Source organism: Haloterrigena sp. H1 (assembly GCF_005938085.1).
GTDB lineage: Archaea > Halobacteriota > Halobacteria > Halobacteriales > Natrialbaceae > Natrinema.
In genome coordinates this window covers 62,895-85,453 of sequence record NZ_SMZK01000004.1, presented here as the reverse complement: position 1 = coordinate 85,453, position 22,559 = coordinate 62,895, and the positions used below count along the sequence as shown (strand labels likewise).

16 protein-coding genes are annotated in these 22,559 nt (G+C 53.8%); 13 read left to right on the top strand and 3 right to left on the bottom strand.

Annotated elements, in window-relative coordinates:
• Positions 1–142 precede the first annotated feature (142 nt).
• The 5 genes from E2L06_RS20060 to E2L06_RS20040 all read left to right on the top strand — a co-directional run bounded on the left by E2L06_RS20060 (position 143) and on the right by E2L06_RS20040 (position 5,647).
• Complete coding sequence (locus E2L06_RS20060; protein ID WP_138783305.1) at positions 143–1,762, top strand: transposase; 1,620 nt, start codon at positions 143–145, stop codon at positions 1,760–1,762.
• A gap of 638 nt (positions 1,763–2,400) precedes the next feature.
• A complete protein-coding gene (locus E2L06_RS20055) occupies positions 2,401–2,865 on the top strand; it encodes a hypothetical protein (protein WP_138783304.1) in 465 nt (154 codons plus the stop codon).
• Position 2,866: 1 nt separating this feature from the next.
• The gene (locus tag E2L06_RS20050) at positions 2,867–3,511 is read left to right on the top strand and encodes a hypothetical protein (protein WP_138783303.1); all 645 of its coding nucleotides are present in this window, start codon (positions 2,867–2,869) and stop codon (positions 3,509–3,511) included.
• 48 nt (positions 3,512–3,559) lie between these two features.
• Positions 3,560–3,982, top strand: coding sequence for an RDD family protein (locus tag E2L06_RS20045; protein WP_171052444.1), 423 nt, complete (start codon positions 3,560–3,562; stop codon positions 3,980–3,982).
• Between the two features lie 693 nt (positions 3,983–4,675).
• Positions 4,676–5,647, top strand: a complete 972-nt coding sequence (locus tag E2L06_RS20040; RefSeq protein ID WP_138783301.1) for a transcription initiation factor IIB family protein — start codon at positions 4,676–4,678, stop codon at positions 5,645–5,647.
• A 60-nt stretch (positions 5,648–5,707) separates the two neighbouring features.
• Here E2L06_RS20040 and E2L06_RS20035 read toward each other — a convergent pair whose 3' ends face one another.
• Entirely contained in the window at positions 5,708–6,262 is a 555-nt protein-coding gene (locus tag E2L06_RS20035; protein ID WP_138783300.1) for a hypothetical protein, read from the bottom strand.
• Between the two features lie 510 nt (positions 6,263–6,772).
• Between E2L06_RS20035 and E2L06_RS20030 the strand changes: the two genes are divergently transcribed.
• Positions 6,773–7,672 (top strand): methyl-accepting chemotaxis protein, encoded by a 900-nt coding sequence (locus E2L06_RS20030; protein ID WP_138783299.1) that lies wholly within the window; start codon positions 6,773–6,775, stop codon positions 7,670–7,672.
• 875 nt (positions 7,673–8,547) lie between these two features.
• Here E2L06_RS20030 and E2L06_RS20025 read toward each other — a convergent pair.
• Positions 8,548–9,369: an IS5 family transposase gene (locus E2L06_RS20025; protein WP_138783298.1), complete on the bottom strand. Its 822-nt coding sequence runs from the start codon at positions 9,367–9,369 to the stop codon at positions 8,548–8,550.
• A gap of 1,331 nt (positions 9,370–10,700) precedes the next feature.
• Here E2L06_RS20025 and E2L06_RS20015 point away from each other — a divergent pair.
• Genes E2L06_RS20015 through E2L06_RS19985 form a run of 7 tightly spaced genes read left to right on the top strand, consistent with a single transcriptional unit; the run spans position 10,701 to position 21,391 of the window.
• Positions 10,701–11,156: a pilin gene (locus E2L06_RS20015; RefSeq protein WP_249361537.1), complete on the top strand. Its 456-nt coding sequence runs from the start codon at positions 10,701–10,703 to the stop codon at positions 11,154–11,156.
• Positions 11,157–11,186: 30 nt separating this feature from the next.
• Positions 11,187–12,944: a hypothetical protein gene (locus E2L06_RS20010; protein ID WP_138783296.1), complete on the top strand. Its 1,758-nt coding sequence runs from the start codon at positions 11,187–11,189 to the stop codon at positions 12,942–12,944.
• Positions 12,944–13,819 (top strand): hypothetical protein, encoded by an 876-nt coding sequence (locus E2L06_RS20005; RefSeq protein ID WP_249361536.1) that lies wholly within the window; start codon positions 12,944–12,946, stop codon positions 13,817–13,819. Before E2L06_RS20010 ends, E2L06_RS20005 begins: the two co-directional genes overlap by 1 nt.
• Positions 13,819–15,024: a hypothetical protein gene (locus tag E2L06_RS20000; protein WP_138783295.1), complete on the top strand. Its 1,206-nt coding sequence runs from the start codon at positions 13,819–13,821 to the stop codon at positions 15,022–15,024. Before E2L06_RS20005 ends, E2L06_RS20000 begins: the two co-directional genes overlap by 1 nt.
• Before the next feature lie 5 nt (positions 15,025–15,029).
• A complete protein-coding gene (locus E2L06_RS19995) occupies positions 15,030–18,359 on the top strand; it encodes a VirB4 family type IV secretion system protein (protein ID WP_138783294.1) in 3,330 nt (1,109 codons plus the stop codon).
• Entirely contained in the window at positions 18,352–19,500 is a 1,149-nt protein-coding gene (locus tag E2L06_RS19990; RefSeq protein ID WP_138783293.1) for a hypothetical protein, read from the top strand. The genes E2L06_RS19995 and E2L06_RS19990 overlap by 8 nt, the downstream gene beginning before the upstream one ends.
• Positions 19,490–21,391, top strand: coding sequence for a TraM recognition domain-containing protein (locus E2L06_RS19985; RefSeq protein ID WP_394348757.1), 1,902 nt, complete (start codon positions 19,490–19,492; stop codon positions 21,389–21,391). Before E2L06_RS19990 ends, E2L06_RS19985 begins: the two co-directional genes overlap by 11 nt.
• On the opposite strand, the gene E2L06_RS19980 is transcribed toward E2L06_RS19985, so the two are convergent.
• Positions 21,377–22,506 (bottom strand): IS630 family transposase gene (locus tag E2L06_RS19980; protein WP_138778477.1). Its coding sequence is split into 2 segments (ribosomal slippage): positions 21,377–22,080 and positions 22,080–22,506, totalling 1,131 coding nucleotides; the frame shifts between segments, so codons are not numbered across the junction. The genes E2L06_RS19985 and E2L06_RS19980 overlap by 15 nt on opposite strands.
• Between the last annotated feature and the right edge of the window lie 53 nt (positions 22,507–22,559).

The following is a 22,559-nucleotide window of genomic DNA, read 5'->3' as shown; positions in this document are numbered from 1 at the left end:
AACTCGTGTTCTCCTGCGGTTGTCACAGCGGTTCGTGTAGACGTTCCAGCGCGATGGAAACGGCAGATAGTCAGGAGTTCGGAACGACAGATTGTGTGCATGAGACAAGCGGCTAACTCGGCTGACCGATGAGTCCGAGAGGATGTCACAGAAGACATCCGAGTTTGAGCCGGCTATCAGACGGCTCGAACGCCAGACCGCGGAATTGATCCACGAAGACACAGACCTTCTGACGGTTGTCCGTGCGTTTGACTTCAGTGAGGTCGCAGTCTACAACGCTAGCGAACACGAGTGGAATGCTCGCTACGACTATGAACCGATGGTACGAGCGTTCTACTGTAAGGAACTCGCTGGCTTGACGACCAAGGAACTTCACGAGTACCTCGCCGACGCCGAGCGTGCCCGCACGCTCGGCTTCGATCCCAGCCAGTTCGATCAGGACAGTACCGCGCCGGGGCGGACCACGCTCGGTCGTGCATGGCGTGACCGATTTCCCAACCAGCTCAAGACGTTCATCCAGATGTCTGCTGAGCGTATCCTCGGGGTTGCCCACGAATTGGGCAACCCCCTCGGAATGCGTGCGCTCAAACCTGAAGACAAGAGTGACGTCTCCAGCCGCTCGGAGCAGCGCTACATCGACAGCAAGGCGAAGAAAGTGACGCAGGTGCTCTGTGAGTACATCTTTCCCGCGATGGATCTCGATCGACCGGACGAGGGAACGCGGTATGACGATACCGCGTTTCTCGAACTTCAGAGCTACCTCGGGTTGACGAATACAGCAGCTAACCAAGGTAGCCGACTCTTCAATGAGGAAACCACCCGCGAGAGCGGCGGTCCTGACGGTGACACGCATCTCCACTACATCAAGCAACTCGAGGCGATGGAGATCGCCTCGATGGTCAATGGGGCGGTTGCAGAGATGGTGGACGTCGCCAAGCGGTACTACTCGATAGATCGCCACGTCGACGTGGCGATCGACATTACCTACATCGCATACTACGGTGACCGCGACGAGTTCCAGATGAGTATGGGCGCACCATCGAACAAATCCTACTCGTGGTGCTACAAGATGGCGACGATCTCGATCGTCGGCGACGAAGTGAAGTTCACGCTCGGGATGCGGCCGCTGCTCGGCTACATCCCTCGCTGTGAACTCGTTAAGCAGTTACTTGAGATAGCGAGCGAGCACGTCTCGATCGGGACGGTGTATGCCGATGCTGCCTTCGACGGCATCGGCGTAATACATGCAGTGGAAGATGCCGGCTTCTCCTATCTCATGCGGAAATCATCGGACGATCGGGTTGACCGATTCGTGCATAACATGGACCATGATGTCGCCGTGAAGCAGAATCATGAGATGGAAAAGAGGGTGGCAGGCGATACAATGACGGTCACCCCGACGCTTGTCGGGGTACCCTCTAACCGAAAGGAAGATGCAACGGTGACGTTCGTGACGAATCTGTCAGTGAGTGACGCGACGAAGAAGACTCGTGGGCGTACCCGCCGCGTGATGCGGCGGTACGCCCGTAGATGGGGAATAGAGAACAGCTACAAGTCGATCAAGGATTTCCTTACGTGGACGACCTCCCGGAACACCGCTGTCCGCGTGTTCTACTTCGGCTTTGCCGTGATTCTGTACGACATGTGGCTGCTCGTTGATCTGCTGATACAGGTCAATCTCGACATCGAACAGCGGCTCAAACCACGCGTGCCTGCGCGGACGTTCCTGAATATCGTCCGCAAGGACGTGCCAGTAACGTAGGCGTTCCGCCGGGGCGGAACGCCGACTCGTGAGAGGTATCTCTACGCAACCCCCATATTTTCGATAATGGAATGACAGAATATATAACGGGTGGTTTTCAATGACTGAACTGAACTGCACCCGCCATTATTTCTCGCCCAGTAGATGTGGTATCAACACGCACTTTCCAGTTCCTGATGCACATTCCGAACACCTGATTACCGAGATTCAGCAAGAGTGGCAATCGGTAGCGTTTTGTCTTGGTCGAGACTAACTGTGAACTGCGCGTCAATTGTGGCGTGCATGGGTCACTTCGGGGTAGGTACCAGAGATGACCCTGTTTCCACAGGAGTCAGTTACGACTCTAGACGAGTCTGGGACACGACCAACTCTTTGTGCAAGCGAGACGTAATGCCCAGTGAGACGGGAGATTTGTGTCACGGATAACTAAATTTCCCGCTTCAACTCCTTCGATTTACTGACCCTCCCTAACTCCGTCTAGTGATTTAACGCAGCCTTTTGTTGGGACGACTTATTACACAAGCTGTATATAGACTAGATTGATTATCACTATTAAATAGTAATACAATAGTTAACTTTTTATACTAATAGAATGATTGCTGTTATATGGGTAAAAAATAACCCGGAGAAAATCAATAATGCAGGTAGTAGGAATTGGTGCAACAATCCCGCTTCTTGCTGAGGTGGGCAGTGCGAGTGATGATTCATCAAGTTCGCCGAATGAGAATGACCGGCATAAGGGTGCAAAGGCTCTGGGACAGAAAACGAAGGAAATGTTTGATCGGCGTGGACGCCCAGTTAGCGTTCAGTTCCCTAATCCGTTAGAGGGTAATACAAAATCATACGATCTATCTTTCAAAGGGGCATCTGAAACTATTCGCGTTGAAAGCAATCAACCAGACTACAATGTTGAAATGGATGGCGAGACATTCACTCTTAATGAGGACGAGCTTAAAGATTCCCACGAAGAAAACCAATCAGTTATTAACGATTTGAAAAAACAAAGCAAACAAGAATATCTGTCGAACCTTGAAGAAATTATGGACGATAAGGGGAAAGGTGCTGAAAAATCCTCTAAGAGCCGCTCTGGGGGTGACAAGTAAGATGACAACTTCTGAAGTATCTATCTTTGGTAGTGGAAAAACATTCTATAGTGCAGATACTGGTTGGACGTCAAAAGAAGAAAGTGCGCCCCTTCTCACGAATGCGGGTGCGACTTACGATACATCAAGCAACAAGGCACATGCGTTTGCATTCACGAAACCGACTGCTTTCCCTATTCATTCGAGAGGAAATGCTAAAATAAGTGAAATTATAGTCCCAAGCGGGTCGTTAGATGAAACATACAAGCGATATGCCGAGTTTACAATTAGCGGTGATTTCCGTAGCCGTATCGCCGCATATGGTTCTGCCTCTGCAAGCTATGATATAGATCTTTTCCTCGCCAATGCTACCACTAATGAAGAAATTGACCGGTACACTATAAAGAGTAAAAACGCTGATTTTGCACACTTTTCTGATGTTGACGAAGTTTCGTTTGAAGCAAGTGTATCTGGAGAACTCGAGCAGTACAACGAGTATCGAGTCGGAGTAGCAATTAACACATTTGCTGCAAATCGAACTGTTCCATCAGCGCCCACACCGTTTGCATCTGGTGCAAACGTGAGTGATGAACCATCTTCATTCAATGGTTACGCAAAGTGGGATTCTATAAAACTTGAATGGAATGGTGAAGCAGAAAAAATATAATCACTGGTGCTATTTTATCATGTGATGGATAGACACCCAGCTCCTGACATGAAACGGATCCCATCCGTGACTGGATCTCGTTTTCAGGCACTTTTCATTGACCATCTTGTGGCCTTGAGTATTCTCGTGGCCATTGCGGTCATCGGAACGACTATTATTACAGACCCAACCACAACAACTGGCTTCCTATTTTTTTCTGGGGTTTTGTATATTCCACTCTTCCTTGCCTACAAAACTGGAATGGAAGCCTATTACGGTCAGACATTCGGTAAAGCAGCCCGTGGAATCACTGTCCGTCAAATAGATGGGTCCACTAGTACATTGTGGACATCCTTGGTCAGAAATCTCCTACTTCCCGTGGATTATATTCCTATGCTGTATCTGCTTGGAATCTATGTTATTCATCGAACAGAAAAAGGACAACGAATTGGTGATCTCGCGGCTGATACAATAGTTGTTTGTCGCAAATGAGCCTGTCATAAAAAGACTCGCAGGCAATTTGTTTCAAATTCTTTTTAGTGGAATCATCAGACGAGTAGATGTGCGAGCTTACCGCTGCGGGTAGCGATTAGCATCCGCTCGCTTCGCGAGCGGTTCACCGCCGTCGCGGGGTTTCACCTCGCTCCGGCGGCCTTTTGGCAACAACGGGTTTTACCGGGGGTTGAGGCTGGCGTCTGCGACGCCAGCCGATGCTCCCGGTAAAAGAGGTTGCTGTACTGATCGTACACTACGGAGTCGAGTGGGCCTGTGACCGATTCTATGACAGGCTCTCATCAATCCTAACTAACCTCTGATTCGATGGGAACTACCGATTGTCGTCAATACGGGCGTTGTGAGCGTGATCGTAGGGAGCGAAGGCCCGATGCATCTGTCTTTAGCTAAGCCTCACCCCTCAGCTGTGTAGCGGTAGCGGGCCTCTCTTGGAGTCTCGGTCGTTGTTGCTGTCTTTTTGGGCGTCGTCGATCAATCGCTCCAGTAACGGTGGCTCTCTCACTTGCAAGCAACAGGGTTTCTTCGGGTCGTCTACCGATCTTACGACTCCTCGTTCGATTCCACTTCTTGATGTCAGGGCGAGTTGACTGAGACGGATGGTTAGTTGAATGAGTCTCAGTATGGGTCAAAATCATTATTGGACTTCAATACGTGTAGTCAGAATGTCTATTCATGGTGCGGCCAACGCAGCAGCGCGAACGCGACCAGATGTCGGTAACGGAAGCCGACGAACATGAAAATGAGAGTGAAGAGCAGACGTGTCCTGAATGCGATTCAGGCGCTCTCGTTGCTAGCAACGACAGTAACGAAATCATTTGTGAGGAATGTGGCCTCGTTATCGAAGAGCAAAATATCGACCACGGGCCAGAATGGCGCGCGTTCAATCATGCCGAACGGCAGAACAAAAGCCGGGTTGGTGCACCTACAACCCAGACGATGCACGACAAAGGGTTGACCACCCAGATTGATTGGAAAAACAAGGACGCACACGGAAGATCGATCTCCTCAAAGAAGCGGAATCAGTTGCATCGACTGCGCAAGTGGCAAGAACGGATTCGAACCAAGGATGCAGGTGAACGAAACCTCCAGTTTGCGCTTTCGGAAATCGATCGCATGGCATCGGCACTCGGTGTCCCCCGTTCTGTCCGGGAGGTCGCCTCAGTGATCTATCGACAAGCGCTCAGCAATGACTTGATTCGTGGACGGTCTATCGAGGGCGTCGCCACGAGCTGTCTCTACGCTGGCTGTCGCCAAGAGGGGATTCCACGGAGTCTTGAAGAAGTGACTGAGGTCTCTCGCGTGGGGAAGAAAGAAATCGGGCGCACATATCGCTATATCGCCAAGGAACTCTCCCTCGAGATGAAACCAGCCGACCCCAAAGAGTACGTCCCGCGGTTTTGTTCTAATCTCGAGGTGAGTGAAGAAGTGAAGATGAAGGCGATCGAAATTATCGATGAGTCTGCTGGGCAGGGTCTGCTTTCAGGGAAGTCGCCAACGGGATTTGCAGCAGCAGCCATTTATGCGGCATCACTCCTCTGTAACGAAAAGAAGACGCAAAAAGAAGTTGCTGAGGTTGCGCAGGTGACTGAAGTGACCATTCGAAATCGATATCAAGAACAGATCGACGCGATGGGTATCCACTGACACAGAGGCTGAGGAAGAGATATACCACTGCTACGGAACAGTTGACTGCTTCCAGACCAGCTATTCGTTGGCTGCGAGTTCGCCGAGAACACGGTCACCGAACGCAAGCACGAATAATGCGCCGACCAGATCAAAGACAATGTCGAAGAACGTGTCTTTTCGGCCGTACGTGACGAGTATCGGCTCGAGTTCAAGGCGTTTCGCCGTTGCGTGAATGGCATACTCGATGGTTTCCCAGACAAGCCCGAAACTAATAACGGCGGCAACGACTCGTGGGCCAGGATCGCGACCCTTCCGGCGGCTGGCTACATAGACGATTCCGGCCAGAACCGACGAGGAATGCGCGTGTGTAAGGTGATCCCACCACCAGACGTCGTCATAGGGACCGAGCATGCCGACAGCATGAGTAACCATTGCAGTGTTCACATAGGCTCGCTGCCACGGTCGGAGTTTAACACCATACGCACGCGTGACGACCGTGGGAAGGTATGTGCCGATCGCCGCAACGACGGCATTGACGACCGCGCCTAGATTCCGGCGTCGGAGTCCGACGAGGAATACCGTGAGCAGCGTATATCTAGCCTCACGACCCACTCCCTGTTCAGCTGTCGACATCTTCTGTATACGATAGATTGACTACGCGGGCCACATAGCAGTATCGCCCCGGAGACGGACCCAGACGCCTCGGACAGTCTCAGTTAGTACTCGTCCATCGTTCTCAGTGACAGTCATAGACTCTCGATGCACGCTGACGACGATCTAGAACTGATTTCATCACGGTTGATACGTGGGCCTGCTTGCGATTACCGTAGCTCGATACTGAGGAAGAGGCGCTAGTGAGGACTCCTAGTTTTAAGTGATATCCATGACTATCAGTGAGGCAAGAAGATAGGAGAATATACCCACCGCTCATCGGAGTGGGTTGCAGGAAACGGGGGCGTCAATTCGCCCCCAGGATGACTACCTGTTCCTGCGACCCGGATCGATATAAAAGTTTGCCTCTCGAGGAGCCGTGGCCCTGTCCAGCACGGTGTCTCGTCTCCTTCGAGAGTCGTCTCTCTCCCCAGCAGCATCGCGATTCGACCGACAACCAGCAGCACACGACCACGACCATAACGACCCTCCATGACAATTGGAAAAGATCCGGACGCAGTTGACGCAGAAACGCCCACTGATCACGACGTTGCCGCAACTCTTGGCTTTGACATCGTCGAGAAGTTCATTAGCACAGATCAGACGGCCAACGACGGTGATGATGAACTCCCGAGTCGCGCAGAGATGTGGGCCATTATCCAAGAACTGTTGCAGACAATCGATTGCCTCGAAGAGCGTGTCGACGAACTCCAACAGGGACAGAATCGCGCCGATCGCAACCGCAAAGAGATCGCCAGTCAACTCAACGAGATCTCCGAGTCGGTTGCCGAAACCGACGAGACGGCTGACCATGCAAAGGAAATCGCGAAGACTGCAAATGCGAACGCAGAGCAGGCCAAGTCGATTGCCAAGACTGGTGAGACTGCGTTCGATCGCGAGGATCCAGAGGAACTGCCTGGTGGCCTCGAGCCCTCGAGCAGTCCATTGGACTTCCTTGCGAACTGCCGCCAGCACCGCGTCAAAAAACACCTCGTCGACCAGGGGACGCCGCGGAAGAACCGATTCCGGGCACTCCTTGTGATGAAGCGCTGGGACGAGTTCGCAACGAAGCGCACGAACGGGAGCGGCATTTTCTGGACGCGAGACGATGTCCGGGATGCGCTCACTGCAATCCTCGGAAAGCGACCCCACGCGCAGACACTCAAGCGCGTGTGGAACGAGATGATCGCGATCGGAAGTTCGGACGTCGATGTCACTGAACGACGTGTCTCTGCGAAACAGACACCAAAAGAGATCATTGCGATGGATCTCGAGACTGCCGAGGGGCTGTTTGAGTCTCGTTATCACCACCTCGAGTTACTCGACTCGAATGGACGGGTCACTGGTGGCGTCACACCCGTTGTGACCCAGAACGACAGGGCAGAGGTGTGAGAAAGCGGTTGGCTTCATCCCGAGAGGGAGCATCTCTCTAACGAGCACACCGAACGGATCTGGTCGTCGTCGTGGTCCGACGACGTCGTCGCTACCAATAGCTGCAGGTGTAAGAGAAGATCCTCCCTTTCAGAGACTGTGTTTGTTCCTCTAACGCTCGTTCTGGGGATTCGGCTTCGGATCTACTCACAACGGGTGTGATCATGACCGGTCAGTTATGGTCTGCACGATCGCTCTTTCACAGGAGAGGATCGTCGTGGGATCGACATGGTGAGATCCTGTTCAATAGAACGCCATGAATCACTGGGTAATATTGTGAGAATTAAGAAAGTCTGATATGAATTCAATCAAAACGGTGACTTGGGCGTGGGGAGCGTCAGGGGGAAACCGCCCTCACGCTCAGTCAGAGGCACATCTCAGACACACGGACCGTGTCGAATACTCGTCTCCACACGAGTCGTCGAACACGCTTAGCAGCTGGCCGTCGATCCTCTCCTCACGCATGATGCCGAGTCCGTCGGGATTGTCGATGTCCTTGAGAGTGGGTAAGCAGACCAGCAGACAGCAGGAGAAGCATTGTCTATTTCGGCTCTGTTGAAATCCTATCATTCAGACACATTCTCGTCTGAAACAGCCGGTCAATGGCGACTGCGAACTGAACAACGGTATAACGAGATTTATATCGACGGAATGGAATCCATTAGTATGGTTGTCAGCTTAGCAGCCTATGTCCACGCTTCTGCCACCTCGTCTGAACATAAGTTTCAACTGTGGTTTGCATTCCTACTATTCGTTGCTGATGTATTCATTGCAGGCGCTATCAGCCCAGGAACGCCTCTTGGGTGAACAGTATCTACTCGCCCTGTATAGACTGCTCAGAGCGACCGGTCTACATTATGAATGAGACAGGCGATAGTGAGTTCACGGAACTGTTTCCACCATCGCCGTGATCGGACGAACGCACCATACTTTCGCTTGAGCGTAGAGTTGACAGTCTCGGACTGACTCCGCTGGCCGTAAAGATCCGCATCTAAGCGTGCGTTCCATGCCTTGTGGAGCGATGTGAACTCACGATGCTTGATCAGTGGACGAATCTCGTGTTGACGGGCAAGATGCCTGATTTTCTGATCGTCGTAGCCTTTGTCACCGAGCAGGATGTCAATAGCCTCGGGGTTGCGTTTGATCAACGATGGCGCAATCTGGCTATCGTGTTTTCGTGTCGTCGTCACGTGTAGATCGAGGATTGCGTTCTCCTTCGTATCGACCACCAGTGTCACTTTGAGCTGCTGAATTGTGAGTTCAGCTCGTTTCGTGTAGTGTTTTGAAGCGTGACTCCGGTCGAACCCTGACGCATCAACTCCAACAACTCCGCTTGTCGGAAGTAGTGTCGCTGAAAGAGTCAACAAGACACGCCATACGGCCATATCCAGCCGATTAAACGCCTTACAGAGCGTTGATGGCGTAGGAAGTTCAGCTAATCCGAGGGCGCGACGAATGCGTGGCATCTCGATTAACTCGTCGAGCAGCCCACGGTAGGTCGTGTTTTTCCGAACTTTGAGACACAGCAGAACAACGTGCTGCGGGAGTGTATAGCGGTGTTTAGAGAATTTTGAGGAGTATCGAGAGACGACTCGGCGTGCCAGATGAATCGCCTTCTCAGTAAAACGGAGAATCTGCGACTTCGTGAGGGCCTTCATCTCGTGGAATTACAGGACGAATATATAAATCTTTGGTTCTGTTGAAATCCTCAGCAAGTGATATATTCTCACCCAGTCGCGGTCAGTACAGGGGACTCACGGATCGCTCAGTACAGGGGTAACGCGGATACCGGCCATGGAAGCACTTATTCTTTTAGTGATCCTTGGGTGAGACGATGGCCGATGGCTTCCGAGATCTACTTAATTCGCTCCACGAACGCGGATATAGTACGATTGCCCGGGACGAGGGTTACGATAAGGAGGCTAGTGGAGTAGTTCCACTTAATCAAGAGGACTGCCGTGAGAAACCCTCTGGTTGGCGTCGATTTCTTCCACAGATATACGATGCTGGGGACATTGACCTTGTGCCGAGTGATATTCGGTACATCGTCGACGCTCATGGATTCCGAGTTGAACCAGTTGGCCGCGATGCAGATTCATTGACAATACTGATACAACCAGATCTCGCTCAGTAAGCAGTTTTCATCGACCGGCTGTTTCAGGCGAAAATATATCTGAAGAATAGGATTTCAACAGAGCCTCTATTTCATATCGCCCCAAGGGAAAGTAGCTCGTCACTCTTGCACAGTTGGGAAACAGGTTGATATTCCTGTAGGACCGACTTTCGGGTAGCGTGGACAAGGCGGGTCAACCTACACCCCTGTACCGTTGACCCTTCCTCGATCACAAGTCAGGGGGAACACTTGTCCGCGCTCGCCGAGATCGGCCCGTTCCACAAGATCCACAACTGGTTTCGTCTCCGATCTCTGGCTTTCGAGTGCCATCCAGCCTTCGAGAGTCTCATGCTGGCCTTTCTATGAACTCGAGAGTGAGTAGTTCTCAGTCCGTCCGGATGGGTTCGGGATGATAGCCGTCGGATGGTACAAGAGGAACAGTCTCTATCATATGAGAGAACGAGACACGAGAATTCATATCATGATGTTCATCAACTTCTATAAGTTAATTGAATCAGATCTATAAATATCTATGAATTTCACTGGGGATACTAATTCCTGTTAATAGTCTCTAGAAAAAACTTTTATACAGTATATACAATGGGTATTCTATGAACTTAGAGCCCAAATGTGATAAATGATGTGTAATTCCAACATTATGAGTGGCTCAGTCAAATTGACTGACGAAGTATCAGCCCTCTCACAACCCGGGCCACATGTGCCTATCAGTTTCCAAGGCGTACTGATCGAGAAGTCGCCGTTCGACGAGACTCGTTCTCGTATCCCTCGCGATAAGCTGGGTGAGCAATCTGAAGCGGATCTTGATCGTGTGGCTCTCGAAGTGCTGTTCGAACATTCCTACAGATTACTCCACTAATGAGTATCAACTCCTCACGTAATTCATCAGAACCATCATCTGAATACTCCGATTTGCCGACCAAGTTCCGAGAGGCGTGCAGACGAGTCGCGCCGGCAGCAACCTCACTTGCTGTGTGGCTGACCTTCATTGCCCTTGCTTCCGGATCGGTAGCTGCCCAGTCGAGTGTGGGTGACGTCTACTGTGGAACCGGTGTCGAGACTGGTATTGGCATCGTCTTCGGCGCTGTTGCTGGTCTCGGTCTTCCTGCAACGGGATTCTACGTCGGTCGAGCTGGCCTCTCGTACATGCGCGCTGGTGGGAATCCAGAAAAGAAGAATCAGGCCAAAGAGCAGCTCGTGATGTCGGGTATCGGGTTTGGGATCATCGTCCTCGCGCTGATCTCGCCTGAACTGATCGACAAGATTGGCAGTCAGATGGGATTCGGCTTCTCAGACTGTGTCAAACCTTTTTGATCACCAGAGATTTCGGTTGATTGAATCCTAATGACTGCGTCACGTGTAATCGCCGCCGCCCTCACGCTTCTCGTTGCAAGCGGAGGCGCTGTGTTCCCAGCTGCCGGTGTCGCTGTTGCCGAGTCGAATTCGAGTTCGAACACAGCGATTCCTGCTGATGGGCCAGATTACGGCGTGAACGAGACACGGTTCCCGCTATTGTGGTCAGAAGACCTTGATCAGCAAAACCGCTCGAGCGATGAATTCGAGGACACAATACCCTCTGAACAGGAGTTTTCGGCCCGGCTTGCAGGGTCGACGGATGTCCCGTTCGAGAAACCGATCGAAGATGTCGAGAGGTGGAACAGTGGTGACCTCCAGGATTTCGACCCTGGCGGTGAGAAAACTTCTGTCCATCCTGAAGGGGCACACCTTGAGGATGGGCTCTACATTCGGGATGCACACGCGAGTATCGCGGCAGTCCAGCCGTCGACGGTGCTGCACTCGGGGAACACGTCGACGCGATACATCACGCCAGACGGCGAGGTCCTCACGATAGCCGATTACCGAGTCCGTGTCCCAGACGATGACACGAGCGGCTCGGTTCGCCATCACTGGTCGATTGCTGAGAGTGCTATTGACACGGTTGTCCTGCAGACAGACAGTTGGGTACTCGACGTCAATCGTGGCCATCGCTCCACGCTCGAGTATCGGGGATTGTCGGGAGCGCAGAATCTGACTGTCGAGGCCACAATTACTGCTCGTCTTCGCCATGAAATCCGGACGTGTACTGACTACAATAGCTCGATCGGATCCTGTGAAGGGTCATGGGAGACAGAGGTCGACTATCCAACTGACCGAGTAACAGCGACAGATTCACGCCACGCAGTTGTCACGCAGATCAACGACAGAGGCGGCAAGCGCGTTACGTTCGAGAACGATCCAACTCACACCGGCGCTGTTATTCATCCGGGGACTCGGTGGTCAGCAATCGATGTTGACAGTGACGCGCGCCTTCGTGGAAACTGGCGGTTCTATTCCGCGGGAGTCGACGGCTGGCAGACGATGGTCTCTCGGACGGAAACAGAGACGACTCGGACGAACTCGTCTGTTCGTCCGGCGCAACTCCACGCGATCCCCACGCAGAAACAGCCGGATATGCCGAGCAAGGCAACAGAGGATGCCGAGCCGCCGTTAGTGATCGAAGAGGCGTGGGGGAGCGAACGCGCTGGCCCGTCTCTTCCCGGTGAGATTGCCATTCCGACGGTTGGCAACTATACGAATGCGACATCGATCGCCGTCCGATCAGAGACCCTTCCAGCAGCAACCTTCGACGACGTGACCGTTCACGGGATCGTTCGAGGCCAGTCGGAGACGATTTCGGTTACGGACAACGGAACCGTTCGTGACACCACTCTCGAGTTGACGGTTCTCGAGACGAACTCGTCGGGGACGCTCGTTCAAGCAACCGTCACGGAGACGACAACCGGCGATCCAGTTACAACTGGGAAAGTCGACATCGGCAATCAATCGGCTGCGCTGAACGCGAGTGGAATGGCCGTCTTCGAACTTGAGAAGCAGCCATCTTCGCTCATCACTGGCCAGTATGTTCCAGCAGACTGGTGGCATGCCGATCAGCTGTACTCAGCAGCAGAGGATCGGACGACAGTACCTCCGAACTATCCCGAATTCCAGAAGCTTGTCCAGTTGTTCCTCGTGACGCTGCTCTGGTTCCTCCCGGCTGCTCTAGCTGTCTACGGCTTTGACTACCTGACTGGCGGTGCGGTCCTTGGACTACGAGACTATTAATGACAGAGAACACCAATACAGACAACAACAGTATCGATCGCCGAACAATCCTTGCTAGCCTTGGTGTGAGTACAGCCGCTCTTGCTGGCTGTACGTCGGGTACATCCACAGACCCATCGAACACCAGTAACAGTACGGATGGCAACGGGATTGGTGCAGAAGGGAGCGATGTCTTCACTTCTGTCGAGATGGGTGACGCAAATCTCGAGATCGAAGTTGCCGATGATGCGTCAGTAGAGTTCATCAACCTCATTGACCCCAACGGCGAGTTGTTCGATCAACAGCGTCTCGCAAGCGGTGAGACCACGATATCGTTCGAAATTCTCGGTCGCTACGAGGACAGTGTCCCCACTGGGGACTATGAACTGATTGCTCTCGATGGAGACGAGCAGGTCGACACGACGACAATCACGCTCGAGGCAGAGTGTACGATTACGGATGTGCTGTGGGCAGCGGAGAATCCCGACATGGAGTGGGACAAGAATTCGCCTGTCTGGGACAAAAATGCAGCCGTCTTAATTGAGAATAAGGGGAATATCCCGTCGCTGCTTACTGAGCTCCAATGGACAGGAGCACCGATTAACCACCTCCTTTCGACTGAGACGAAATCATACTATCACGAAACGCGCTTGCCGCCCGGTGAGACTACCACCGTATATTCCGGTGGGAGAATTTATCGAACCGAGAGTCCACATAGCTCCGTTGATTGTGGAGAACTTGGGACTGAATCACTAACTGTGACTGCTATCGTCCAAGTTGGCGATAATCCCTCGTATTCACAACAGATTAGATATGGTGGTACAGAGAGGTCGTGCGATCTCACTATTCTCGATAATAGTTCAGCCGATTCCTTGTCGGAGAATGGTGATCTCTGATGGCATGGCTAAGAGAAGAGGTCAAGGGAGCAATCGAGGATGTCGTCGAGGATATGACAGAGATGCTCCTTGGACTCATGAACACCATTTATGAGGGTATCTTATCACCGATCGTTGGTGTTCCAGCCCCGACATCTGATTCGGGATATATTGTTATTGGAACACCAGATAACGAGCCTTGGACTAGCATATATCAAGATGTTTATCTGAAGTATGTGATGCCCCTGACTATTATGGTTCTAATTGTTGCCCTCGCATTTATCGGGCTTCGGGCAGGTTCGATCAGCGAGTACCGGCGGAAACGCCTTTTACGGCGGTTAGGACTCATATTTATGGCGACGTTCGTCTGGTTCCCTCTAGTCTCTATGCCATTACAATTTATCGACGCGGTTGGAATGACAATTGCCCCAATTGACGATATGACAGCAAATTTTGAGGGACTTATCAAAGGAGCTCTGGGAGGTATCTTCGCCATTCTTGCGATGGTCGTATTATCCAATGTGGCACTCGTCGTAGCTGGATTTATCGTTGCTTTTCGAGAAATTGGGATCCTTGTCCTGACACCAGTTATGCCATTATTGGGTGTCCTCTGGGCGCTTGAGATCTGGCCATTCACACCAGCATCTAACATGGCACGTCGTGTCGCTGGGATCTATCCAGGGCTGGTTCTTGCGGGGCTTCCAGCAGCGGTCTTATTTCGAATTGGCTGGGCAATTGACCTGAACACTACGTTTGAAGGGATTTACTCCGTGTTCGTTGGACTTGCACTGATCCCTGCAGCGATTATCGCGATGGTCATGACGGTCTACTGGAGTAGCCCTGCAATACGGACGATCGCACAGAAAGGAGCATCTACGACGAATCCTGCAGCGGCCAAAGCTGGCGCTGCAAAGGCAAAGCGGACCTCTGGAAAGGCGGTCCGTGGTGCCCGAAACGTCCACCGTGGATACGCAGAGAACCAAATTGGTGCCGTCACGAAAAGCGGCCAGACGACACTCGAGAGCGGTGATTCGAAAGCGTACAAGCTTGGCTCGTCGGCTCGCTCAACGAAGGACCACGCCGGCCGCTACAACAACTTGCGGAAGTCGAAGACAGGGCGGATGCGCGATAAGGCAGCTGATGATACTCGCAAAGCTACACAGAAGGCGTCGACTCGAGCGAAGCGTGGGCTCAAAAACACGAAAGAGAAGGTCTCGAGGTGGTGAATTCGATGAGTACCAACACTGAAGACTACGAATACAACGCGCGAAAGATCCACCAGTCCTTGGGTGGCACAACGGCCTTCTTCCGGGGCTACACGATCGGCGAACTCATGCTGTTTCTCGCAGTGGCGTTCGTCACAGTCGTTTTAGCGACGTTCGTCCCGGCAGCACTGACAATTCCGATACTGGGACTCGGGCTCATGCTCGTGACGCTGCTGTTCTTGCTCCACAAGGTCAAGCCCCGATATCTGTGGCTGACTGAATGGCTCGCTGCTCGTCTTAGCTGGGCGATTAAGAACAAGGAGTACACGCACGGCGGTGAAGACAATAGCGAGGTCCGGTATCTGACTCGCCTCCAGCGAGTGTACCCACACGCGATCGAACGAACGGATGGCGCACTCGTTGGGGCGATGAAAGTCGAGCCCGCGAACATGGCCCTCGAGGACGACGATGCGTGGGCGAAGGCTGTTCAGTCGCTCTCGGAGTTCGCTAACTCGACTGTCGACTTTCCGGTGAAGATCTACGTCACTAGCCGCGAGGTCGATGACGACGAGACCATCCGTGCACACCAGGATCGACTCGCTGACGCCGACGTTCGTTCACGTCCCGTGTTGAAACGGCTGCTCGAGGAGTACGTTGGGGCGAATACGACTGACAACGGCGAAATCGACTCTGAGAGGACCACAATTCGAGAGTACTACCTCATCACTGCGGTGAACGACAAGGATGTTGAACACTTCGACGCAGCAGATGACAGTGTCCTCGCCTATCTTGCAGACCTTCCTGGTATTGGACGGTTCTTCGGGCGATTCCAGACTGACGATCTGACCGACGCCGAGCGAGAGCAATTCAAAGAAGAACATCTCGAGTCACGACTGACACAACTCCGTCGTGGTGGGTCGTCGCTCTATCGGTGTTCGGTCAGCCCCGTCGATGCCTACGATCTCGCTCGGATCACGAAGGAGTACTGGACGTGCCATCCCGAAGAGTACGGCAATATCACGAACGCCCTCGGCACGTTCCCGGTCGTCTCGCACGGGATCAGCGACGGTGTCCCAGCAACACCGGATCCCAATGATGTCCTCGATGCGATGGCTGAGCACGACAGTGATAGCCCGTCAGGCACGGCCTCGAGCGATCGGGCGGAGGACACTATCGACGAGGATGCTGTCGACGACTCGTCAACCGGAACTGATGATCGGTTACCAGACACGTCGACGATGCACCAGTCGGTGGTCGCGCCGTCGACAGTCGATTGGGAGACGACCTACGCTGTGATCAATGACGAGACGTACGTTCGCACGTTCTGGATCGAACAGTTCCCCGAGGAGCCCCCGGATGGCCTCCTCGAGCGACTGTTACTCGACACGGAGTTGCAGACTGACATCAGCATCCATCTCGATCCGTTCGACAGCCAGTCAGCTCAGGATATGATGGCAGACTGGATCTCGGATTTGAAGATCAACCAGCACGACTCGAACAGCCTCAAATCCGAGGACCTCCAGGAAGACATCGATCAGGCGAAGTACATGCGGTCGCTCGTCCGTGCGAACAAAGCGTCGTTCTATCGCGGTGGCGTGTTCATTCGCCTCGCCGCTGATAGTCAACAGGAACTCGATAATCAGACGACGCGTCTCCGCTCGATCATCAAGGATGCGCCGGCGAATTGTACGCTCAAGGTTGCGAATCGCTGGCAGGAACGCGGACTCGCAACGGTGTCGCCCCTTGGCGCGAACGAACTTGGCCGTGACCGCATGTCGACGCTGACGAACCAAGCCATCGGCGCGATGTTCCCGTTCTCATCGAACTACTTGATGATGGACGAGGGTATCGAGTACGGCTATCACGGCCACAACGGCTCTCCCATTCGGCTCAACCCGTGGGAACTTGAGACGGGCCACAGTGAACTCGTCGTCGGGATGCCGGGCGCTGGGAAGACCTTCGGTGACATCATGTGCCACCTTCGGATGATGAAACGCCGCAACGACACGATGCTCGTTCTCGTCGATCCAGTTGGTGGCTTCCGCGGGATCGCAGACGCGCTGAACGCGAAGACGATCACTGTCGGTGGCGACACGAAGCTGAATCCACTCGAGATCCGCGAGACGCCCCAGCATGTCCTTGATTCCGGTGACGGGATCTTGCCGTTATCGGCGAAGAAAGACGAGGTCTACGCTGTCCTCGAGAACTTCCTCGACGCTCGCGATATCGAACTCGGAACCGAGACGGGCGTCCTCTCGTATGTCATCGACGAAGCCTACCGGCAAGCAGGAATCGTCGAGGACGACGTTTCGACGCACACATCGGCGAATTCACCGACGATGCAGGACGTTCATCGCATCCTCTGTGATATCGCTGAGAACCCGGACGAGCACAATATCGCAGAATCGGATTCGGCGCGCGAGCGTGCTGCACAGTATGCGGACGAACTCGCGATTGCGTTCCAGCCATTCCGCGAGGGCGGCTCTTACGAGAATCTCTCACATCACTCCGAGATTGATATCCTCGAGGGCGACAGCAAAGTCGTCTATATCGACCTCGGTCAGATCGAAGGCAGTGCATCGGGAATTGATCGCCAGACGTTCCTGATGCAACTGTTGCTGTCGACGATCTACCAGCAAGCGAAAAACACCCAGCGAAACGTCGAACTCGCCATTGACGAAGCCCACTACCTCTTCGAGGACCAAGCGAATCTCGATTTCCTCGAGACGGCATTCCGTCACCAACGCCATGCGGGGCTTCGGATGGTGTTACTCTCTCAGACGGCCCAGGAGTTCTACGAAACTGAGCAGGCGGAGAAGATCATCGGTATGTGCCCGATCAAGGTCCTCCACAAGCTCCCCGAACTGGATGATCGGACAGCGGACAAGATCGGCCTCACCGAAGAGCAGCGGCGGTACATCAGGGGTGCTGACGCTGGGAACGAAGATCTCGGCTACAGTCAGGCACTCGTTCGCGTCGAAGAACACGGGACGTATCCGTTGCATATCGTCGCTGACGACTTCGAGAAACGGGTCATCGACTACGAGCCCGAGGACCAGGCCTTCATCGAGCAGGCGATTCGCGACGAGCCAGCAGAGTTGCTCGCCTTCGAGGAGTTCGTCGAGAACGAAGCTCAGCGCAACGCGCTTGCAACCCGTCTGAATCTCACTGCAGATGCCGCCAGTCGACTTCTCGAGGATAATCTCACGAAAGAGGAGGTCCTCGATGCGGTCGTCGAGCATACCCTCGAGATTGAGACGGATGGTAAGAAGTCGCCTGTCCGGCCAGATGGTGGAGAATCAGCTACTGAACAAGATACGACTGAAACGGTGTCTGACACGCAAGATCATGACTAGAGCCAACCCAATCAAGACAATCCTGGGTTCGTCGCCACAGTACGAGGCGACGCAACTCGACTTCGGAGAGCACAACTCGTTTGTCCAACGGCAAGCGGACACACCAGGGACACTACTGCGAATTCGTCCCTACAAAGAGAACAACGGTATCGCGGACGGGGCTGGAGTCCTCCAGTCAGTCCACGATGTGACGACGAACTTCCGTGGGAAGAATACGAGTGATCATCACACCTTCGAGGTCTGGTTCGACGAAGGGAAGATCAAGTTCTACATGCACGCTGCCACCGAGGCGGCTGCCGACAAGTTCCGCCGCCGTGTCGGAAACAACTACGCCAACAGCGAGGTCTTCCCCGTTGAGGAGGGCTACGCGTTCCCCGTCATCGACGCTGACGAGTACGTTGCTGGTGCGTGGCTCGAGATGGAGAAGATCCCCTACTATCCGATTCGCCATCACAACAGCGAGGGATTCGAGACAGATCCTTACGGCGAAATTACGAGCGAGATGCTGTCGCTTGACGAGAGTACAGTCGTTACGCAGGTCGTCTTCCGACCTGCGAAACAGTCGTGGACTGACGGTGACCAGTTCAAGCACAATAGCGTCGACGAGCTCGCTCATGCACTTCGGCAAGGGACGTCCGTCGGCTGGCTTAATCCTCGTACGCGACCGCCGAGCGAGAAAGACAAACAGGCCGCGAAAACCATCGAACAGCAGCGTGGCCAACAGGCGTTCCACGTGAACATTCGAGTTCTCGCCGCCTCGAGCGAACAGGCCGAAGCCGAGGCCCGTGCTCGTGGCGTCGCGGGGATGTTCAGGAAGTACTACAATGCGATTACTGAGCAGGGCCTCGACGACAAGCCTGTCTGGCATCGCCGAGAGCGGAAACGTGCCACACGGCTTCGACAATTCGTCGAGCGAATGCGTGACCGCGAGTGGATCGATCGGCACATGATTATGACCGTCGACGAACTCGCCGGCGTCGCACACATCCCCAATGCAGAGATTGAGACGCCAAATATCGACTGGCGATATACTCGACGTGGTGACCGAGCCCCTGCCGATCTCGGGAAATACGAACAGTCCACCGATAGCAGCGCTTCTACCGAACACAACGGTTCTTCTGGAGGACACAATGGTGTTTGATCGATTCTTTGGCCGCAGCCGCAGCAAAGAAGCAGCAGCGGACGACACGGAGACAGAGCCAGCAACACAAGCTACTGATGACGGTGACTCGCCGCCTGATTCACCACCTGTTCCCCAGTCCCGACTCGGTGAGACGTACGATATTGATGAACAGAAGACGAACTCTGTTGGTGGAAAGCAGGCTATCACTGAAACGGTCCAGGAGGGAACTGTCGCAGGGCCGTTTGTTCGCGAGATGTTCGAGGCAGGTGTTGATACACCGTCTGCACCACTCTGGGTCGGCTACGACAAGGACCCACAGCGGGGCTTCCGTGAAGTGCCGCTCCGCTTTGACTCCCTTTTCCGCCATATCTGGATTACGGGCACCACTGGCTACGGGAAAACCACGGAACTGCTGAATATGATGGTCCAGTGGGCGTACGCTGGCCACGGCTTCACCTACTTCGATCCGAAAGGCCGCGACTCTCGTGAACTCCTGCGGAAACTCCCCGAAAACCGACTCGAGGACGTGGTCTGGATCGAGCCTGGTTCGACCATTCATGAGAAGACGATCGGGATGAACTTCCTCGAGGTGCCCGAGTGTGAGACGACCGAAGAACTCGAGAACGAGATCGAAAATCGGGTCGAGAACCTGAAAGCGGTCTTCGACACTTCCGATTACTGGGGCATCAACATGGAGGCTATCACCGAGTCGATGGCTCGGGCGATGATGAAATCTGAGAAGCCGTTCTCGATCATCGATATGTACTTCACGTTGCTCAACGCCGAGCGGCGCGAAGACTTCGCGCTCGATGTCGAGGACCCCTACATCAGGGAGTTCTGCCTCGAAATTGCGAAGATGGAAGAGGAGACGGTTCGGCCACTACTGAAGCGGATCAAGTCGTGGGTCGAGAATTCGGTGATCCGTCGGATCATCGCCCATCGTGAGAGTACGATTGACTTCCGAGACATCATTGAAGACGACCGAATCGTCATCGTTCGAACGCCCGTCGAGAACACGGACATCAAGAAGATGGTCACGCTCGGCGTGATGCGCAATCTCTGGAGTGCCGTTCAGCACCGGTCGTATGAACACGATACTGATCCAGACCCCTATTTTGTCGTGTGTGACGAATTCGACGACATCGCTAGTGACAATCTCGATATCGAATCGATGCTAGCCCGTGCTCGGTCGATGCGTCTCTCCGTCACGCTTGCCTCGCAGTACCCCTCGCAGTTTGATGAGGATACGCTGAAAGCGATGCAGAACAACTGTGATAACCTCCTTGCCTTCTCGGTCAATGATGTCGACGATGCCCAACTGCTGATGAAGCGGTTCCAGGGCTACACGGCGGAGGATTTGATCTCGACTGATCAGTACAAGGCCTGGACGAAACTCCCGCTCGACGGTGGGCGCTACTCTGAGCCGGTCCTCATCAACTCGTTCCCACCGTATCCACCGCTTCGGTCGACTGAGACTGTCGATGATATCATCGAACAGAGCCTCGAGCGCTACGGAACTGAGCCGCTAACGGACGCGGAGATCCTCCAGAATCTCCTCTACAGCGACGCCAATGAGGCAGCCAATCCGACGAAGATACTGGATGAGACCATGGCAGAAGCCCTTCGCACTGTCCAAATTCGAGAGGGTGTGCGAGAGGCAAACGGCTGGGCTGATGTAACAGCTGTTGACGAGGAACTCGTGGCTCGCCTCGAGAAGACCGAGCTCGAGATTGACTATGCAGATGAAGACCTGCCGGACGTGCGTGATGCCTCGCGGTTGATCGAGGTCGATCTACAGAACGGCGAGATTGTCGTGCGCCTCACAGACAAGGGTGAAGAGTTTGTCCAGCCCAAGACGGGCACTGTTGGCTCGGCTGGAGGAACTAGTGCTCTGTCAGGCGTCAATTGAAGGATATAGGCGTTTCAATTTGATGCGAGCATCGTCGGTCGTAAATCGCCAGTCAATATCCGTTTCACCGCTGTTTCGTTCCTTTTTCCATGCGGCGACCTCCTGACGGAGTGTCGCCGCATCGGGAATACGTCGGTCGAGACACTGCTGTTGCAGCGTATTGAACTCGATTTCCGCCATGTTGAGCCAACTGCCATGGACTGGCGTGAAGTGGAATTCGAGCTTGTCGAGTAACCGACGTGCTTCAGCCGGTTCGAAATATTCGTAGAAGGCAGCTGGGTTGTGCGTGTTGAGATTGTCCAGCACCACCCGGATGCAGTCCGCATCCGGGTAGTGCTGATCCACGAGATGCTGGATGAAATGCACCCAGTCTTCGGTGGTTCGTCGGTCTTTGACCCTTACCGCTCGCCAGCCGGCGAGCGGTTCGGAGGCCAGAAACAGGTTCTTGGTGCCGTTGCGCTCGTAGTGGTAATCCTCACGGGCAACCGTGCCCGGCTCTGCCGGGCGCGGTTGCTTGACGTGCTTGATCAACTGTGTCGGGTGCTCGTCGAAACAGACGAGAGGTCGGTCTGGATCGTATGGTTCGCGGTAGAGCGAGAGGATGTCCTCCATGTGATAGACGAACTCGGAGTCTTGACCCGGCGGAATCACCCACTGTTTGGATCGGTGAGGCTGGAGTTCGTTTTTTTGAGGACTTGACGAATGGTCTCGTGGGAGATCGACTCGTGGTCGATCTCCTCGAGGACAACGAGTTCGTCGGCAAGAAGCCGGAGCGACCACTGGGAGTAGCCTTCGGGCGGTTCGCTGGTCGCGAGGGCGATAAGGTGAGCTTCGTCCTCACCGTCGAGTTTGCGTTCGTAGGTGCGGTCAGGATCCTTGCGTTCGATGGCTTCGAGCCGGTCACGTTCGTGGAACTTCTTCCGTGTTCGCCACGGAGTACTCGGGCTACAGCCGAGTGACTCGGCGATCGCCGAGTCACTCTTACCGTCGTCGGCTTGGAGGAGGATACGTGCGCGAGTAATCTTCTGCGCCCGGTGGACGCCGTGCGATGTAATGCTGTTCAGTGTATCTCGCTCTTCTTCGGTCAACTCGATTGGATACGTCGACTGGGTCATTGCCACCAACCTACTATCCACGACAATATGAGCCTTTCAACTCACGGCTGACA